Source organism: Kribbella sp. NPDC055071, assembly GCF_053608045.1.
The window spans coordinates 161,652-177,916 of the sequence record NZ_JBSGUS010000007.1; the positions used below are offsets into that span (position 1 = coordinate 161,652).

13 protein-coding genes are annotated in these 16,265 nt (G+C 68.8%); 1 reads left to right on the top strand and 12 read right to left on the bottom strand.

Annotation, left to right across the window (positions count from 1 at the left end; translation table 11 throughout):
• Nucleotides 1-136: 136 nt before the first annotated feature.
• The 12 genes from nhaA to ACWF4Z_RS14365 all read right to left on the bottom strand — a co-directional run bounded on the left by nhaA (nt 137) and on the right by ACWF4Z_RS14365 (nt 14,967).
• Complete coding sequence (gene nhaA / locus ACWF4Z_RS14310) at nt 137-1,978, bottom strand: Na+/H+ antiporter NhaA (RefSeq protein WP_452243460.1); 1,842 nt, start codon at nt 1,976-1,978, stop codon at nt 137-139.
• An 82-nt stretch (nt 1,979-2,060) separates the two neighbouring features.
• Complete coding sequence (locus ACWF4Z_RS14315; RefSeq protein WP_452243461.1) at nt 2,061-2,831, bottom strand: sensor histidine kinase; 771 nt, start codon at nt 2,829-2,831, stop codon at nt 2,061-2,063.
• 129 nt (nt 2,832-2,960) lie between these two features.
• Nucleotides 2,961-4,118: an LLM class flavin-dependent oxidoreductase gene (locus ACWF4Z_RS14320; protein ID WP_452243462.1), complete on the bottom strand. Its 1,158-nt coding sequence runs from the start codon at nt 4,116-4,118 to the stop codon at nt 2,961-2,963.
• Between the two features lie 68 nt (nt 4,119-4,186).
• Nucleotides 4,187-5,383: an acyl-CoA dehydrogenase family protein gene (locus ACWF4Z_RS14325; RefSeq protein WP_452243463.1), complete on the bottom strand. Its 1,197-nt coding sequence runs from the start codon at nt 5,381-5,383 to the stop codon at nt 4,187-4,189.
• On the bottom strand, nt 5,380-6,309 hold the full coding sequence (locus ACWF4Z_RS14330) for a hypothetical protein (RefSeq protein WP_452243464.1): 930 nt from the start codon (nt 6,307-6,309) through the stop codon (nt 5,380-5,382). Before ACWF4Z_RS14330 ends, ACWF4Z_RS14325 begins: the two co-directional genes overlap by 4 nt.
• Nucleotides 6,306-7,529, bottom strand: a complete 1,224-nt coding sequence (locus ACWF4Z_RS14335) for an LLM class flavin-dependent oxidoreductase (protein ID WP_452243465.1) — start codon at nt 7,527-7,529, stop codon at nt 6,306-6,308. Before ACWF4Z_RS14335 ends, ACWF4Z_RS14330 begins: the two co-directional genes overlap by 4 nt.
• 24 nt (nt 7,530-7,553) lie before the next feature.
• Nucleotides 7,554-9,218: a dipeptide ABC transporter ATP-binding protein gene (locus ACWF4Z_RS14340; RefSeq protein ID WP_452243466.1), complete on the bottom strand. Its 1,665-nt coding sequence runs from the start codon at nt 9,216-9,218 to the stop codon at nt 7,554-7,556.
• Nucleotides 9,215-10,030 (bottom strand): ABC transporter permease, encoded by an 816-nt coding sequence (locus tag ACWF4Z_RS14345; RefSeq protein WP_452243467.1) that lies wholly within the window; start codon nt 10,028-10,030, stop codon nt 9,215-9,217. The genes ACWF4Z_RS14340 and ACWF4Z_RS14345 overlap by 4 nt, the downstream gene beginning before the upstream one ends.
• Complete coding sequence (locus ACWF4Z_RS14350; RefSeq protein ID WP_452243468.1) at nt 10,027-11,010, bottom strand: ABC transporter permease; 984 nt, start codon at nt 11,008-11,010, stop codon at nt 10,027-10,029. Before ACWF4Z_RS14350 ends, ACWF4Z_RS14345 begins: the two co-directional genes overlap by 4 nt.
• Nucleotides 11,011-12,720: an ABC transporter substrate-binding protein gene (locus tag ACWF4Z_RS14355; RefSeq protein ID WP_452243469.1), complete on the bottom strand. Its 1,710-nt coding sequence runs from the start codon at nt 12,718-12,720 to the stop codon at nt 11,011-11,013.
• A gap of 124 nt (nt 12,721-12,844) precedes the next feature.
• Nucleotides 12,845-13,924 carry an LLM class flavin-dependent oxidoreductase gene (locus ACWF4Z_RS14360; RefSeq protein WP_452243470.1) on the bottom strand — a complete coding sequence of 360 codons (1,080 nt, stop codon included), beginning with the start codon at nt 13,922-13,924 and terminating at the stop codon, nt 12,845-12,847.
• A complete protein-coding gene (locus ACWF4Z_RS14365; protein ID WP_452243471.1) occupies nt 13,921-14,967 on the bottom strand; it encodes an aldo/keto reductase in 1,047 nt (348 codons plus the stop codon). The genes ACWF4Z_RS14360 and ACWF4Z_RS14365 overlap by 4 nt, the downstream gene beginning before the upstream one ends.
• 150 nt (nt 14,968-15,117) lie before the next feature.
• On the opposite strand from ACWF4Z_RS14365, the gene ACWF4Z_RS14370 reads away from it, so the two are divergent.
• Nucleotides 15,118-16,239, top strand: coding sequence for an acyl-CoA dehydrogenase family protein (locus ACWF4Z_RS14370; protein WP_452243472.1), 1,122 nt, complete (start codon nt 15,118-15,120; stop codon nt 16,237-16,239).
• Nucleotides 16,240-16,265 lie beyond the last annotated feature (26 nt).

Sequence of the window (16,265 nt, forward strand, 5' to 3'; positions counted from 1 at the left end):
CTTCCTTCGCCGGACGCCGGCCAGGATCGTTGCCACCGGCGTCGCCCCGGATTGCCGAATCCTGGTCCAGTCTGCCACCAGGAACACCCTTTTGCGGGAATAGTTGCCGACCACACTCCATCGGCACCCCTGAGTCCTACGGTCCCTTCGCCGCGACCCGCCGCTCGGTCGCGACCACCGCGGCCGAAAGGGCCTCGAGGTCGTAGGCCCCGTGGTGCCGGCGCCCGTTGATGAAGAACGTCGGCGTACCCGACACTCCGCTCAGGTCGGCGGACTCGACGTCCTCGGCGACCCGGCCGGCGCCGAGGTGCCGGCGGAGGTCGTCACGGAAGCGTTCAACCTCGAGGCCCAACGCTGTGGCATAACGGACGAGGTCAGGCATCCGCAGCGCGTCCTGATGCTCGATCAGCAGGTCGTGCATCTCCCAGAACGCTCCCTGGACGGACGCAGCCTCGGCCGCCTCAGCGGCCAGCTGGGCCCGCGGGTGGACGTCCGCGAGCGGCAGATGCCGCCAGACATAGCGAACGTCGCCATGCTCGGCGAGCAACTGGCGGACCGGCTGCTCGGCCAGGCCGCAGTACGGACACTCGAAGTCGCCGTACTCGAGCACGGTGACCCGCGCGTCCGCTGGTCCGCGCACGTGGTCGCGGTTCGGATCGACCGGAGCGGCGAGGTCGACGACGGACTCCGCGGTCCCCAACAGCGCCCGCCGTCGCTTCTTCCGCGGCAGCAGGACGACCGCGCGCTGGACGAGCCAGGTGGCGATCGACGCACACAGCGCCGCGGTCAGGATGCCGAACTTGGCCTCCTGCAGTTGTTCGCCGGAGAAGGCAAGGGTCGAGACCAGCAGGGCAACCGTGAAGCCGATGCCCGCGATCGCGCCGGCCGCGGCGACGGCGGCCCAGCCGACCGGTGGGCGCAGGCGACCACGACTGATCCATCGCACCAGCCAGGAGAATCCAACGATCCCGATCGGCTTCCCGGCCAGATAGCCGAACAGGATGCCCAGGGTGATCGGCGATCGGAACGCCCGGCCGAGGAAAGCGGTGTCGATCCCGATCCCGGCGTTCGCGAGGGCGAAGATCGGCACGATCACGTAGCCCGTCCACCGGTGGTACAGCAGCTGCAGGCGCTCGTTCGGCGAGATCGCCGCAACGACCCCGGTCTGTGCCGAGCGGGCGAGCTCCGGGGTCGGCTGCTCGCGGAACAGCCGGAACGATTCGGTCGCGCGTTCGAGATCGGTCCGGGCGGCCGGATACGCGAACGTCAAGAGCCCGATGACAAGGCCGACCACGATCGGCTCCACCCCCGAGAAATAGAAGGCGACCCAGGCCGTCACTCCGAGCAGCGCATAGACCGGGCCGTAGCGAACGCCGGCGGTGCGGACGACCAGGACCAGCCCAAGGACCCCGACTCCGATCAGCAGCGGCATCAGGGCGAGGTGGCTGGTGTAGACGGTCGCGATGACGACGAGGGCGACGAGGTCGTCGACGACGCTCAGCGTGAGCAGGTACGCCCGCAGCCGGGCCGGCAAACTCCGCCCCACGACGGCAAGCATCCCGAGCGCGAACGCCGTGTCCGTCGACATCGCCGCACCCCACCCCTGCGCGGACGGTCGGCCGGCGTTGACGGCGAGGTAGATCGCGACCGGGACGATCATGCCACCGAGGCCGGCCGCCAGCGGCAGCGCGACCCGTCGCCGCTCCCGCAGCTCACCCATGTCGAACTCGCGGCGAGCCTCCAGACCGACAACCAGGAAGAACAACGTCATCAAACCGCTGTCGACCCACTGGCGGAGGTCCTGTGCGATGCTCCAGCCGCCGACCCGGATCGCGATGCCTGTCCCCCACACCGCGTCGTACGACGATGCGGACAGGTTCGCCCAGACCAGAGCAGCGACAGTGGCTGTCAGGAGAACCGCTGCGCCGCCCGTCTCGGTCCGGAGGAACGCTCGCAGCGGCGTCATCGTCCTGGCCACGCGACAGCCGCCCTCCGCTCACATGCCTTCGGGGTGCGGGCCCCACACAGGCAGGGCCGGGCCGGCGGATCGCTCAGGTCTTTCACGACCAGCGCCCAGCGAGGCTTCCTGTCGGTCGACCTCGGTGCGCTCGCCCAACCGGTTCGCAGGTCGGCAACTCGATGACGAAGCGTGCGCCACCACCCGGGCGGTCCTCGACCCGGATCTCCCCGTGATGCCACCTCACGTGCCTGGCCACGATGGACAGACCGAGACCGATGCCGTGATCCTCGCTCGGTCGCCGCTCGGACCGGCCCCGGCAGAACCGTTCGAAGATCCGGTCGCGTTCACCGGCCGGTACGCCGGGACCCGCGTCGTCGACCTGGATGATGACGCCCAGGCCACCGGCCGAGACCGATACCTGTTCGCATCCACCGCCGTGGCTCGCGGCGTTCTCGACCAGATTCGTGATCACTCGCTCGAGGCGGCGTTTGTCGGCCAGCACGGTCAAGCGGGCCGCATCGGCGCTCGCCCGCGTCACCGGCCGCCCAGCCACACCGTCGGCGGCAGCCTGGATCAGCTCGGCGATCCGTACCTGTTCCCCACTGCACTGGTCGTCGCCGTCGTCACGAGAGATCTCCAGCAGGTCGACGACCAACCGCCCGAACCGCTCCAGCTCTTCGCTGAGCAGGTCGACCGGTTCGCGGACGGCAGCAGGCAGTTCGGCGCGATGGTGGTGGATCAGCTCCATCGAGTTCAGCATCGTCGTCAACGGCGTCCGCAGCTCGTGACTGATGTCCGCGGCAAAGCCATCGGCAGCCGCCGACGGCCGCAACCATCCCGAACCGCTCTGAGAACTGCAGACTGTTCGCACCCTCGAAGCATCCCGCCACCGAGCCCGTGCTGTCGTCGAGGCAAGCACCCACCAACCGGGCCCGCTGCCCGGACTCCCGCCCCACCCGCTACCTGCAACCGCCACACATCGAACCACGCAGGTCCGGTCTCAGGTGCTTGGCTTTCCGACCGGCTGGGCGAAGGGGACGGCTGACCGCGTGACCGTCGGGGCAGGATGGTGCCAACGGCCACGACGGGCGAGCTCGGGTAACACGCCCTCACCGAACCAGTAGGCCTCTTCCAGGTGCGGGTAGCCGGACAGGACGAACTCCTGGATACCGACGCCGGCGTACTGCTCGATCAGGTCGGCGACCTCGGCGTACGACCCGACCAGCGACGTGCCCGCACCACCGCGGACCAGACCGACCCCGGCCCACAGATTCGGATAGATCTCCAGGCCGTCCTTCGTGCCCTGGTTGAGCGCCAGCATGCGGCGCTGCCCCTCGGCTTCGCTGCGGCGCAGGCCGGCCTGGACCTTGGCGATCTGCTCCGGCGAGATCCCTGCCAGCAACCGATCGGCCTCGGCCCAAGCAGCCTCCGCAGTGTCCCGGGCGATCGAGTGCAGGCGTACGCCGAAGCGGATCTCTCGCCCCTCGTCCGCCGCCAGCTTGCGGACCTTGGCGATCTTCTCGCCCACCGCTTCCGGCGGCTCCCCCCAGGTCAGGTACACATCGGCGTGCCGGGCCGCGACCCGCAGCGCCGCCTCGGACGACCCACCGAAGTAGATCTCCGGCAGCGGGTCCGGCCGCTGCGCGAGGACCGCGTCCTCGACCCGGAGATGCTTGCCTTGATACGTGACCGTCTCGCCCGCCCACAGCCGGGTGACGATGTCGAGGAACTCGTCGCACCGCTCGTACCGCTCCTCCTTGTCGAGGAAATCGCCGAACATCCGCTGCTCGTGACTCTCGCCACCGGTCACGACATTGAGCCGCAGCCGTCCCCCGGACAGGTTCTGGAACGTGGCGGCCATCTGCGCGGCGAGATACGGCGCGACCAGACCAGGCCGAAACGCCACCAGGAACTGCAACCGCTCGGTGACCGAGCTGAGCATCGCCGTGCTGATCCAGGCGTCCTCGCACCACGCTCCGGCGGGGGTGAGCGCGGCTTCGAAGCCGAGTTGTTCGGCGCTGCGCGCGATTTGGCCGAGGTACGGCACCGACGCGGGCCGTCCGGCAGCACCGGCGGTCAGGCCGTGCCCGCCGCCGACCACCTGCCGGCCGTCGCCGCCGTTCGTCGGCAGAAACCAATGGAACTTGAGGTCGCTCATTCCGTCCGGGGCGTCTTTGTCTACAAAATTACTAGAGAATGAGCCGGCGGCGACCGGATGACCAGATCTCAGAACAAGCCTGTGGTGGGAGGCTCCTCGCCGGTGAGGTGGTGAGCGCCGACGTAGGCGGCTTTCCAGTCCCGCGGGTTGTGGTTGGCGATCGTGCGGGCGTTGCGCCAATGCCGGTCGAAACCGTACTCGCGATTCGTCGCGGAGCCGCCGCCGACGTCGAAGAGCAGCTCGGCCGCCTTGAACGCCGACTCGATCGCGACAATCTGCGCCTGGGCGACCGTGATCGACGCGGTCGCCCCGGCAGCTCGGATCGTCTCGCCGGGCGCGGTGTCCACCGCGTCGAGCGTCTCGGCGGCAATCAGTACGACGGATCGCCCGGCATGCGCGCGGGCCGCGATCTCGCCGACGACCCGCCGTACGTAGGGATCCTCGACGCTCGTCGCCGTGGTGGAGTGCTTGATCGGCCGGGCCTTCTCCCGGGCGAACCACACCGCATCGTCGAGCACGGCCGCGGCGATGCCGGCCTCGATCGCGGACAGGTACAGCTGGGCGAACGCGCCCTGCCACGGGTTCGCCGGTGGCGCGTCGGCCGGGTACACGAACTCGTTCCGGTTCAGGGGTACGCCGTTCAGCCGGGTCGTACCGCTCGCGGTGAGTCGCTGACCGACGGCATCGAAGTCGTCCAGCAACTCGACCCCCTCGCGGTCGACCGGAACCGTGAACCATACGGTCGCGCCGTCCTCGTCCACAGCGGTACCACTGAACCACTGCGCGTACAGACCGCCGGTCGAGTAGTACTTCTCGCCATCCAGCCGATACCCGCCACCGTCGCGCCGCAAGGTGGTCGAGACCGATCCGCTGGCGCCTCCGCTCCGTTCGTTCGCAGTGCCGGCGAAGAGGTCGCCACGCAGCAACCGCTCGATCACCGTCCGCCGGTGCGGATAGTCGGCGCGCGTCCGAACCCGGTTCGCGGTCAGGAAGCTGGCACGCAAGGCCTGGGCGACGTTGGAGTCCGCCCGGGCAAGGTCGATCACGACCTCGACCACGTCGCGCAGCGAGCCACCCGCGCCGCCGTCCTCCGCCGGTATGCCCACAGCGAGGAGCCGCTGGGCAGCCAACTCACTCACGTCGGTGAACGCGTACTCGCGGACCTGCTCACGGTGTCGCGCCGTACCGGCGAGACGGGCGAGGACGGGTGCGACTGCGGCTCGCAGACCCGCGACGGTGATCACGTCGGGGACCGTCGCGGTCATCGCCTTACCTCCGCGACCTCGCCGAGGCGCAAGCCTGCCCGCAACGTCGGCCAGGACCCTGCCGCCGCTGGGTGCAGCCGCGGAACCAACTGCGACACGACCGAGCGCCATCCAGCCGGCCCGCCCTCGGGCACGAGCTCGAACCCGTCCAGACCGTCCCGGTCCGCCCACTGCTGCAAGGGGAGGGCGTCGTCGTCGGCCGTCACCACCGCACGCCCCAGCAACGCGACCTCATCGCGCTGCCGGCCGACCTGTTCCAGTGCCTTGCGGAGTGCGGCATCGGCGCCCGCCGAGTGTGCCGGCGTCACCACCACCGCGTCTGCCACCGGCGCGACCGCGGCCCAACCGACCTGGTCCGCGTCAGCCACGATCACCGGCCCACCCTGCGGAGACGACGGCCCGTCCAGCGGCCCGTCGACCCGGTAGAACCGGCCTTCGTGGCCGATGGCAACGATCTGTTCGTCGTCGACGAAGATGCCGGCATCCTGGTCGCCGATCACCGCTTCGGCCGGGAAGCTCTCCCACAACCGGACCAGGACGCCCGCGTACTCCGACCACCGCCCGTCCTGGTCCAACGACGTACGAACCGTGGCCGTCGCCGCGCTCACGTCGTCACCGCCACCAGGTTTCAACGCCACGCCCGCCCGGCCGTTGCCGGCCCGGTCGAGCGACAACACCCGGCGGGCCAGGTTGTACGGCGCGTTGTGCGTGGTAGCGGCCTCGATGACGAAGCTTGCCCACGAGAACCGGCCCGCCAGGTACGACGCAACGATGCTCGGATCCAGCGTGGCGTCGCCACCGTCGCGAATCCGCACCACCGGCACCCCGGCCGCCTCGGCCAACCCCAGGGCCTCCACGGCCTCCGGCAAGGACAGCGCGCCGTCGGCCGCACCTACCTCAAGGGCCAGAACGATGACCGCGCTCATGCCTGCTCCTTCCGTTGAGCCGTCGTACCAGGAATGTCCAGACCGAGGTGATCGCGCAAGGTGGTGCCGTCGTACTCGCGCCGGAACAGACCGCGGCGCTGCAGTTCAGGGACCACGTGATCGGCGAAGTCGTCGAAGCCCGAGGGCAGCACATCCGGCATCACGTTGAACCCATCGGCCGCGCCGCGCCGGAACCAGTGCTCGATGTCGTCCGCGATCTGCTCCGGCGTACCGACCACGATCCGATGGCCGGCGCCACCGCTGAGCCGCCGCAGCAGCCGGCCGAGTGTGGGCCGCTCGGTGTCGATGATCGCCTTCACCACCCGGAAGAACGTCTGCGATCCGCCGGCCTCGTCGGGCTCGGCCAGCAACTCGGCCGGGACGGGCTCGTCGTCGGACAGTCCCTCGAGCGAGATCCCGAGCTGTGCCGACAACCGGGCTCGCGCGTACGCGTCGGGCAACAGGTCGTCCAGGAGCTCTCGGCGCGCCTTGGCTTCGGTCTCGGTGCTCCCGACCACGGTCGACAGCCCAGGCAGTACGACGATCTCCTCCGGGCGCCGCCCGAAGGCGACCGCTCCGCTGCGGATCTCCTGCCGGAAGTCCCGCGCGTGCTCGAGGTCCTGGTCGGCGGAGAAGATCACCTCGCCGACCTTCGACGCGAGCCGACGGCCGTCGGTGGACCCGCCGGCCTGCACGATCACCGGCCGCCCCTGCGGCGAACGGATGTCCCGCTCCGCCCACAACGCTTGGACCTGGGTCACGAACTCCTCGGCCCGGCGATAGCGCAGGGCATGGTCGGGCTCACTCGCCCGCCCGAAGTTCCGGGCCGCGGCAGCACCTGCGGTCGTGACGACGTTCCAACCGAACCGGCCACCGCTGACCACATCCAGGTCCGCCAGTCTGCGAGCCAGCTCGACCGGGTCGTTGTACGACGACGACAGCGTGGCCACCAACCCGATCCGCTCGGTCTGGGCGGCGACCCGGGCCAGCACCGTGGTTGGCTCGAGATTGTTGCCGGGCCGGTGCCGGACGTTCGGGTCCAGGACCGGACCGTCGGCCAGGAAGACCGCGTCCAACTTGGCCCGCTCGGCCTTCTTCGCGATCGACGTGTAGTGCTCGACCGTGTAGCTCGCGGTCGCGTCCGTCCCCGGGAATCGCCACGACCCCCCGAAGACACCGGCGTTGAGGATATTCACATTGAGGTGCAACTGACGAGTCATCGAATCACTCCTTCGGACAGGACGTCACGCGGACCGTTCGGCCGGGGCCCGCAGTCCGGCGCCGGGGATCGCGTCGAGCAGACTCCGTGTGAACGGGTCGACGGGTGAATTGAGTACCTGATCGGCCGGCCCGGACTCGACCACGACGCCGTCCTTCATCACCGTCACGTCGTCGGCGATCTGCCGGACCACGCCGAGGTCATGGGTCACGAACACGTAGGTCAGCCCGAGGCGTGCTTGCAGGTCAACGAGCAACTGCAGGATCTGCGCCTGGACGGAAACGTCCAGTGCGCTGACCGCTTCGTCGAGGACGAGAATCTCCGGGTTCAATGCCAGCGCCCGCGCGATCGCGACCCGCTGGCGTTGGCCACCGGAGAGTCGCTCAGGTGTGTGGTCCAGATAGCCGTCGTCCAGCGACACAGCCCGCAGCAGTTCACTGACTCGCGCACGCAACGCCGTCCGGCCTCCCGGGAAACCGAAGGCACGCAGTGGCTCGGCGACGATCCGGCCGACGGTGAACCGCGGGTCCAAGGACGTGAACGGGTTCTGGAAGACGAACTGCAGCCGGCGCCGCAGCTCCCGGAGCTCGCCGCGCCGAAGGCTGGTCAGCTCACGATCGCCGACCTGCACCCGACCGCGGTCCGGGGTGACGAAGCCGGCCAGAATCCCCGCGAGCGTGGACTTGCCGGCGCCGGACTCCCCCACCACGGCGTGCGTCGTGCCGGATCTGACCGTGATGGCAACGCCGTCGAGAGCGCGCACGACCTCGGGCCGGCCACCGGCGCGGATCGAGTAGTGCTTGGCGACATCGCGGGCCTCGATCGCGATCCCGGATGGTGTGGATCGCGGGCCGCTCGTCGGGCTGAGACGGTCCGGCCGGAGCGCCGCGTCCAGCAGGCGGCGCGCGTACTCGCTCCGCAGGGAACGACCAAGGAGGTCAGGTACGGCGCCTTGCTCGACGATCCGGCCCGCTTGCATGACAAGGATCCGGTCGGACCGATCCAGCGCCACACCGAGGTCGTGGGTCACCAGCAGCACGCCGATGCCCAAGCTGCGGCCGAGCTCGCTCAGGTGGTCGAGGATCACCTGCTGCACAGTCACGTCGAGCGCGCTCGTGGGCTCGTCCGCAAGGATGATCTTCGGCTTCCCGGCCAGGGCGATGGCGATCAGGGCTCGTTGCTTCATGCCCCCACTGAGCTCGTGCGGGTACTGCTCGAAGATCCGCACCACGTCCTTCAGGCCGGCGGTCCGCAGGTACGCGAGTGCCTCGTCACGGTGAACCTGCGCCGGTGCGCGACCCGGGTCGTTCAGCTTCACCGCCTCGACGACCTGCCGGCCGATCTTCTTCACCGGGTTCAGCGACGTACCGGGATCCTGCGGGATCAGGCCCACGTGGTTGCCCCGGATCCGGGCCATGCGCTGATCCGGCCAGTCGGTGACCGTGACGCCCGAGTAGGCGATACTGCCGCTGCGGATCCGCGCGGATTCCGGCAGCAGACCCAACGCGGCCTGTACGAGCGTGGTCTTGCCGCACCCCGACTCACCGACCAGCGAGACGAACTCACCTGCGGCCACGGCCAGGCTGACCCCGTCGACTGCAGGCGTCCGATCCCGTCGGCCGCTGCGGTAGTCGACAGCCAGGTCGGTGATCTCGAGAAGTGCGGGATCGGGTTCCAGAAGCACGGTCATCTCGCATGGTCCTTCCGGAACGAGGTGCTGATGCGGTGGGTGCTGATCACGACCAGCGCGAGCGCGACGCCGGGAAGGATCGCGACGTAGGGGTGGACGGCGAGGTAGTCCCTGCCCTCGGCGACGAGCAGACCCCACTCGGGTTGCGGCGGCGGAGCGCCGTACCCGAGGAAGCCGAGGGACGCGACCGCCAGGATCGCGGTCCCGACCTCGAGCGCCGCGAGTGCGAGCACGGAGTTGAGCGAATTCGGCACGATGTGACGCAGTACGACGCCCAGCCGGCGAACGCCCAGTCCGTACGCCGCTTTGACGTAGTCACGGCGGACCACCGACATCACCTCGGCACGCATTACGCGGGCGAACGACGCGATCGACGAGATGCCGACGGCGAGCGCGATGTTGTTGGTCGAGTACCCGAGGACCGAGACGATCACCATCGCCAGCAACAGACTCGGGATCGACAAGAAGACGTCGATCACCCGCATCACCACGGTGTCCACGGTCCGGCCGAGATACCCCGACACCAGACCGACCAGCGTACCGATCCCGAAGGCGATCAGGACGGCGAGCAGTGTCGCGGTCAGCGTGGTGCCGGCGCCGTACACCGACCGCGCGAACAGATCCCGGCCGAGGCGATCCGTGCCGAACGGGTGGTCGAGGCTCGGTCCGGCGAAGCTCAGGTTGCTGTTGCCTTCGTACGGACCGTACGACGTGAACAGGCCGGGCGCGACCGCCCAGCCGATCGCGACGGTCACGATCAGCCAGGACAGCAGGAGGACGGGCCTGCGGGCGAGACCCATGACAGCGCTCATGCCGGGCTCCCCACACTGACGGCGTTCGTCCTCTCGGCGGGCGCGGTGAGCGACGCACGCAGACGGGGGTCGAGCAGCGGATAGACGAGGTCGACGATCAGATTGATCAACGCGAAACTGGCGGCGACGAAGACCACGATCCCCTGCACCAGCGGAGTATCGAGCGTGTTGACCGCGGTCTGCGTCAACCGCCCGATCCCGTTACGGGCGAACACGGTTTCGGTGATCACCGACCCGGCGATCAGGTTGCCGAAGGTGATACCCGCGATCGTGAGCGCGGGCAGGCTCGCGTTGCGAAGGACGTCACCGATCACGATCGCACTCCGGGTGGCGCCCTTCGCCCGGCTGGTCGTCACGTACCCGGAACGGAACTCGGACGCGAAGTTGCGGACCAGCAACTGCGCGACCGGGCCCGATACCGGGATGGCGAGGGTGACCATCGGCAGCACCACACTGCGAGGGCCAGAGTTCCCGAACGACGGGAACCACCCCAGCCGGAACGAGAACACCTGCAGCATGATCACGCCGAGCAGGAACACCGGCACCGAGACCGATGCCGACGGCAACATTTCGGCCAGGTCCCGGATCCATCGCCGCCGGGTGCTGGTCGCCACCAGCGCGATCAGGACGGCGATCACCACCGCCAACACCAAGGCTCCGGTAGCCAGGACGAGCGTGCTCGGCAGCGAGTCCGCGATCGCGCTGTCCACCGCCCGCCCGGACTGCACCGACGTACCGAAGTCGCCGCGGAGGGCGTGGCTCAGTCGGTCCAGGTACTGCACGAACACAGGTTTGTCGAAGCCGTAGCTCGCCGCGACGCGGGCCCGCACGTCCGGCGGGATGCTGTTGATCTCGGCAGGGTCGAACAGCAGGTCGACCGGGTCCGCCGGCAGCACGAACAGCAGGACGAAGGTCACCGTGAACGCCGCCCAGACGACGAACAGGGCACGCGCTGCCTTGAGAGCTACGTACCTGAACATCTACTTGCTCTTCCAGGTATCGACGAAGTGGTTGCGCGACTGCGCGTCGAAGACGATCCCGTGCACGTACGGCGCGTGCGCGATCACCTGCGACGGGTTGTAAACCGGGTTGGTGAGCGCGTACTTGTCCACGATCAGGTCCTGCGCCGCCTTCGCGTACTCCTTGCGCTTGGCCGGATCGAGCGTGGTGTCCAATTTGTCGAGCGTGCTGACGATCTCGTCGTACCCAGGAAAGTCCTTGGACAGGTACACGCCGTTGTCGAAGTCCGGGCCGAACGCAAGCCGCAGGACGCCGGGATCGTTGCGGGACCGGTTTGCGGCCTTCGCGTTGTACTTGGTCTTGGCCTTGGTCTGCTCGGCGGCGTAGTCGGCGAGCGGAAGGACGGTCAGCTGGACATCGATGCCGATCTGCTTCAGATCCTGCTGGATCGACTCGTACGCCGGTTTGTTCGCGACCAGGTTGTTGATCCCGAGGACCTTGATCGTCAACCGCTTGCCGTCCTTGACCCGGATACCGTCCGGGCCGGGCACCCAGCCGGCGTCGTCGAGCAGCTTCTTCGCGCCGTCCGGGTCGTACTTCAGCGTCGTACCGCTGTAGTCCGCGAAGCCCGGGACCGAGCTGGCCAGCACGGAGTTGGCGACGGTGTACGACTTCGTCAGGACCGTCTTGGCGATCGCGTCCCGGTTCCAGCCGCGCTGGATCGCCTTGCGCACCGCGAGGTCGTTGGTCGGGGCCAGCGACGTGTTCAGGTCCCAACGGATCGCCGTCCCCGACACCTGCCGCGAGATGATCGAGAAGCCGGCCGCTCGCAACGGCTCCTCGTCGGTGGTGCCGACGTCCAGGGTCGCGTCGATGGTTCCGGAGCGCAGCGAGCCGGTCCGCACACTCGCCTCAGGGATGGTGTTGAAGACGATCTTGTCCAGGTAGGCCGGTCCCTGGTGGTGCAGCGCGGGTGGCGACCAGTTGTAGTCCTTGCGCTTGACCAGCACCGTCTTGACCTGCTCCTGCCAGGATTCGTAGACGAACGGACCGGTGCCGATCACGTTCTTGGGGTTCGCCCGTTCGTCGGCACTCTTCGTCAGCGTGCTCAGCGACAGGAAGCCCGGCTGGGCGTTCGCGGTGAACGACGACGCCTGCAGGAAGCTGGCGTTGGGCTGCTTGAACACCACGACCGCCGTGTACTCGTCCGGCGTCCGCGTGTCGACGTACCCGTGCAGCAGGACGGCACCGGTGCCGGTGATGCCGAGCTTCTCGTCGCCGCGCACGTACTGGTCGAAGTTGGCCTTCACAGCGGCGGCGTTGAACGGCGTACCGTCGCTGAAGGTCACGTCGTGGCGCAGGTGGAAGGTGAACTCGGTGAGGTCCTTGTTGTACTCCCACGACTGGGCCAGCCAGGGCGTGATCTCGCCGGTGTTCGGGTCCTGCCAGGTCAGCTTGTCGGTGATGTTGTTCCCGATGATCGACTCGGCGTAGTTCGTGCCCCACTGCGGATCCGGGCTGCGCTGGTAGTCGAGCAGCGCGAACTGGAGGGTCCCACCGGACACCGGTGTCCCGTCACCCCCGGCTGCAGCCGTGTCGCCGCCCCCTCCCCTACTGCCGAAGATGATGCCTAGGGCAACGACCAGGACGATGGCAAGGCTGACCGTCAGCCAGGGCCACTTCTTCCGTGGAGTGCTCGACTGCTCGATGGCAGTAGGGGTGTCGGCCATGACGGTTCCTCACTAAAGTCTAGTTACTTGATAGACATAGTAGGAAATCGGATCGACCCGTTCGGCGCTGTCCACAGAGTGAACAGATCGCCCGGCTCCGGCTGCGACGGCACCGGGCGCCGGGTCATCTCTTCTCCTCCCGGGCACTCCAGCCGAGCTGACCGGCCACCTCTGTTGCTGCATGCAACAACCGGACGTGCTCCTCGAACGGCGGCACACCGGGCACGAAGCTGAACAGCAGATCGGTCACGTGCTCGAGCGCCGGATCGCCGCTCAGTGCGTCCGCAATCTCCCCGGCCGGCCCGACCAGCGCGTTGTCCTGCCGGAGGAACTCCTCGACGCTCAGCTCGGGGAGGCCCTGCCGGGAGGCGATCCAGGACTGCCACCGGCGCGCCCCGGGCGCGACCGCGGCGACGGCAGTGTCTCGATCCGGATGAGGGTAGATCGCTCGCGACACCTGCAGCCGAGGTATGACGCCCGGATGCGCGGTGCGGTGCGCCTCCCGATACGCGGCGACGATCTCGGCCTGTCGCTCGCGGGTCTGCTGCCGATTGAATTCCGTTGCCCGCGACAACTGCAGGCCGTCGCCGGCCCGGCCGGCCGCCTGGACCGAACTGATTGCCACGGCCGGGTCCGACGAGGTCGCCTGCCACAGCCGCCGCCGCAGTTCCCGGGCCGGCGGGTGGAGTACCTCGCCAAGACTGTTGACCGGGTGGCCGGCCAGCAGCCGGTGCAGTCGTCCGACGGCCTCGTCGTACAGCTCGTGCCGGTCCGAGAGATCCTTGCCGAAGGCCTCCCACGCTCCCGGGAACGGGCCCGACCCGACCCCGAGCTGCAGCCGGCCGCCGCTCAACTCGTCCAAGGTCGCGGCCGCCTCGGCGACGACCAGGGGATCTTCGAGCGGTACGACGTACACGCCTGTGCCGAGTCCGATCCGGGTGGTGTGCTCGGCGATCGCGGTCAGGACGACCAGCGGTGCCGAGACATGCTCGTTGCCCTGCCGGAAGTGCCGGTGGATCACCCAGCCGGAGTCGTAACCGAGGCTTTCCGCGACCTTGAACAACTCGATCGCGTCGCGGTAGGCCCGAGCCGGTGGCAGATCGTTGTCGAGATGGAGCAGGAAGCCCAACCGAAACGGACGGCCGTCACCGACGCCTGCTCCGATCGCGGTCCGGTCGGTCGCGATCGGGTCAGCCCGGCTCATCGGTCCACCGGCCGACGACGCAGCGCGACGGGACGCAACGAGGGCGTGTCTCGACCCGTGTCGCGCTCGAGGAACTGGGTGCCGGGATCAACGATCTCGTCGATCCGGTCCAGGACCTCGTCGCTGAGCTCGACCGTGGCCGCCTTCAGGTACGCATCCAGGTGCTCGGCGGTGCGCGGGCCGATGATGACGCTGCTGATGGCCGGGTGGTTGAGCGCGAAGGCCACGGCCAGCTCGACCAGGGTGAGGCCGTGCTCTTCGGCCAGCCGGGCCAGGGAATCGGCGGCGGCCAGTTTGCGCTGGTTGCGTCCGAGAGCGATGTCGAAGCGTCCGGCGATGAGGTCGGCCCGGGCCGACTCCGGTTGCTCGCCGCCGACTCGGTACTTACCGGACAACCAGCCCGCGGCGAGCGGGCCGTAGCTGATCACGCCCACGCCGTACTTCTGGACGACCGGGAAGACCTCGCGTTCGGAGCCACGCACCAGCAGCGAGTACGGCAACTGTTCGGTGTGTGGCGCGATCAAGCCGTGCTTCTCGGCCAGCCAGTGTGCCTCGACCAGCTGATGCGCCGGGAAGGCGGAGGTGCCGTAGTAGCGGATCTTCCCGGACCGGACCAGACCGTCCAGCGTCTGCAAGGTCTCCAGCAGATCCGTGTGCGGATCAGGCCGGTGCGCCTGGTAGAGGTCGAGGTAGTCGGTGCCGAGCCTGCGCAGGCTGTCCTCGACAGCCTGCGTGATCCAGCGGCGGCTGTTGCCCGCGTGTTGCGGGTCGTCGCCGACTTGCCCGTGGAACTTCGTGGCGAGGAAGAGATCCTCGCGCCGTACCGGCGCGGACGCGATCGCCTTGCCGACGATTTCCTCGGACCGGCCGCCGCCGTACACGTCTGCGGTGTCGAGCACGATCAGGCCGGCATCGATCGCGGCGTGGATGATGGGGATGCTGTCGTCCTCGGTCGCCCAGCGGCCGAAGTTCATGGTGCCGAGGGTGAGCGGCGGCACCCGTACTCCGGTGCGGCCGAGGTGACGTGTCAGGTCAAGGGACATACGGATGCCTTTCGATCAGTCGGTGCTGTGGGCAACCTCGGATCGGGCTTGGAGGAGCGCGACCGCGTCTCACGAGATGTCTAGTAAATTTATAGACATAGGGTCCTTAGTAGGGTCGTGTCTCATCAGGCGGTCGAGAGCGGAGACGAGATGACGGCGACGAGCGATGACCCAACGGCGTTTCTCGCCAAGGTGGAGTCGTATGCCGCCGCGGTGCTGCTACCCCAGGCCCTGGAGACCGACCGGACCGGTGTCACCGAGCAGACCGTGCGCGACCTGGCCGGCCTGGGCGCCCTGAACCACCTCGCGCCGGCGGTGTACGGCGGCGCCGACCTCGATCGCGACGCCGACCGCCGGCTGCACGAGATCATCGCCGGCGCGTGCTTCAACACGTGGCTGGTGTGGGCGCAGCACGGCGCCCAGGTCGCCCGGATCCGGCAGGTCAGCGAGCAGCCGGACTCGATCTTCGACCCCACGTTGGCAGGGCGGATCCTGCGCGGCGAAATACTCCTGGGTGCGGCGCTCAGCGACGTACGCCGCTACCCGGACCGGTACGTCGCCGCACGGCGGACGGCAGCCGGCTGGGCCTTCGAGGGCACGATCTCCTGGGTCAGCGGGTGGGGTCTCAACCAATGGCTCGGCGTGGCCGGTGTCGACGACGGCAGTGCCGGCCGACCGCGGATCGTCTACGCCCTGCTCCCCGTCGGCGATGGCGTCGACAACGCTCCGCTCCAGCTCAGCGCGGCCGGCGGAAGCCGGACCGAACGCGTCACGTTGCACGGAGTGGAGGTGTCGGACAGCCACGTCCTCACCGTCGAGGATCTCGACAGCTGGCGCGCTGCCGATCTGGCGGCCGCCGCCGACGCTCGCGCACATCATTTCGGCTTGGCAGCCACCGTCGTCGACGAGTTGCGCGCCTCGTCTCACCCGGCCGCGCGGAAGGTGGCCGAGACCTGGGCACCGCAAGTCGCCCGGATCCGTGAGCAGGCCTACGCGCTGACCGACGCTGTCACCACAGCAGGACCCGGCGCGCCGCAACGCATCGAGGAACGACTCGACCTCAAGGTGGCCATCGGCGAAGTCCTCGCCACCCTGACCCGTGCCCTCCTCATCTCTCGCGCGGGCCACGGCCTGACCGGCGGCGACACCGCCCAGCTCCACGCCCGTTCAGCCCTGTTTCTCCTGGTCCAAGGCCAAACCGCTGCCGTCCGCGAAGCCCAACTCCGCGCCCTCGCAAACCAAGAGCACACCGGACAAGTCCCCCGACGGTGAAGCCGTCTGACCTTTCGTCGTTCCCA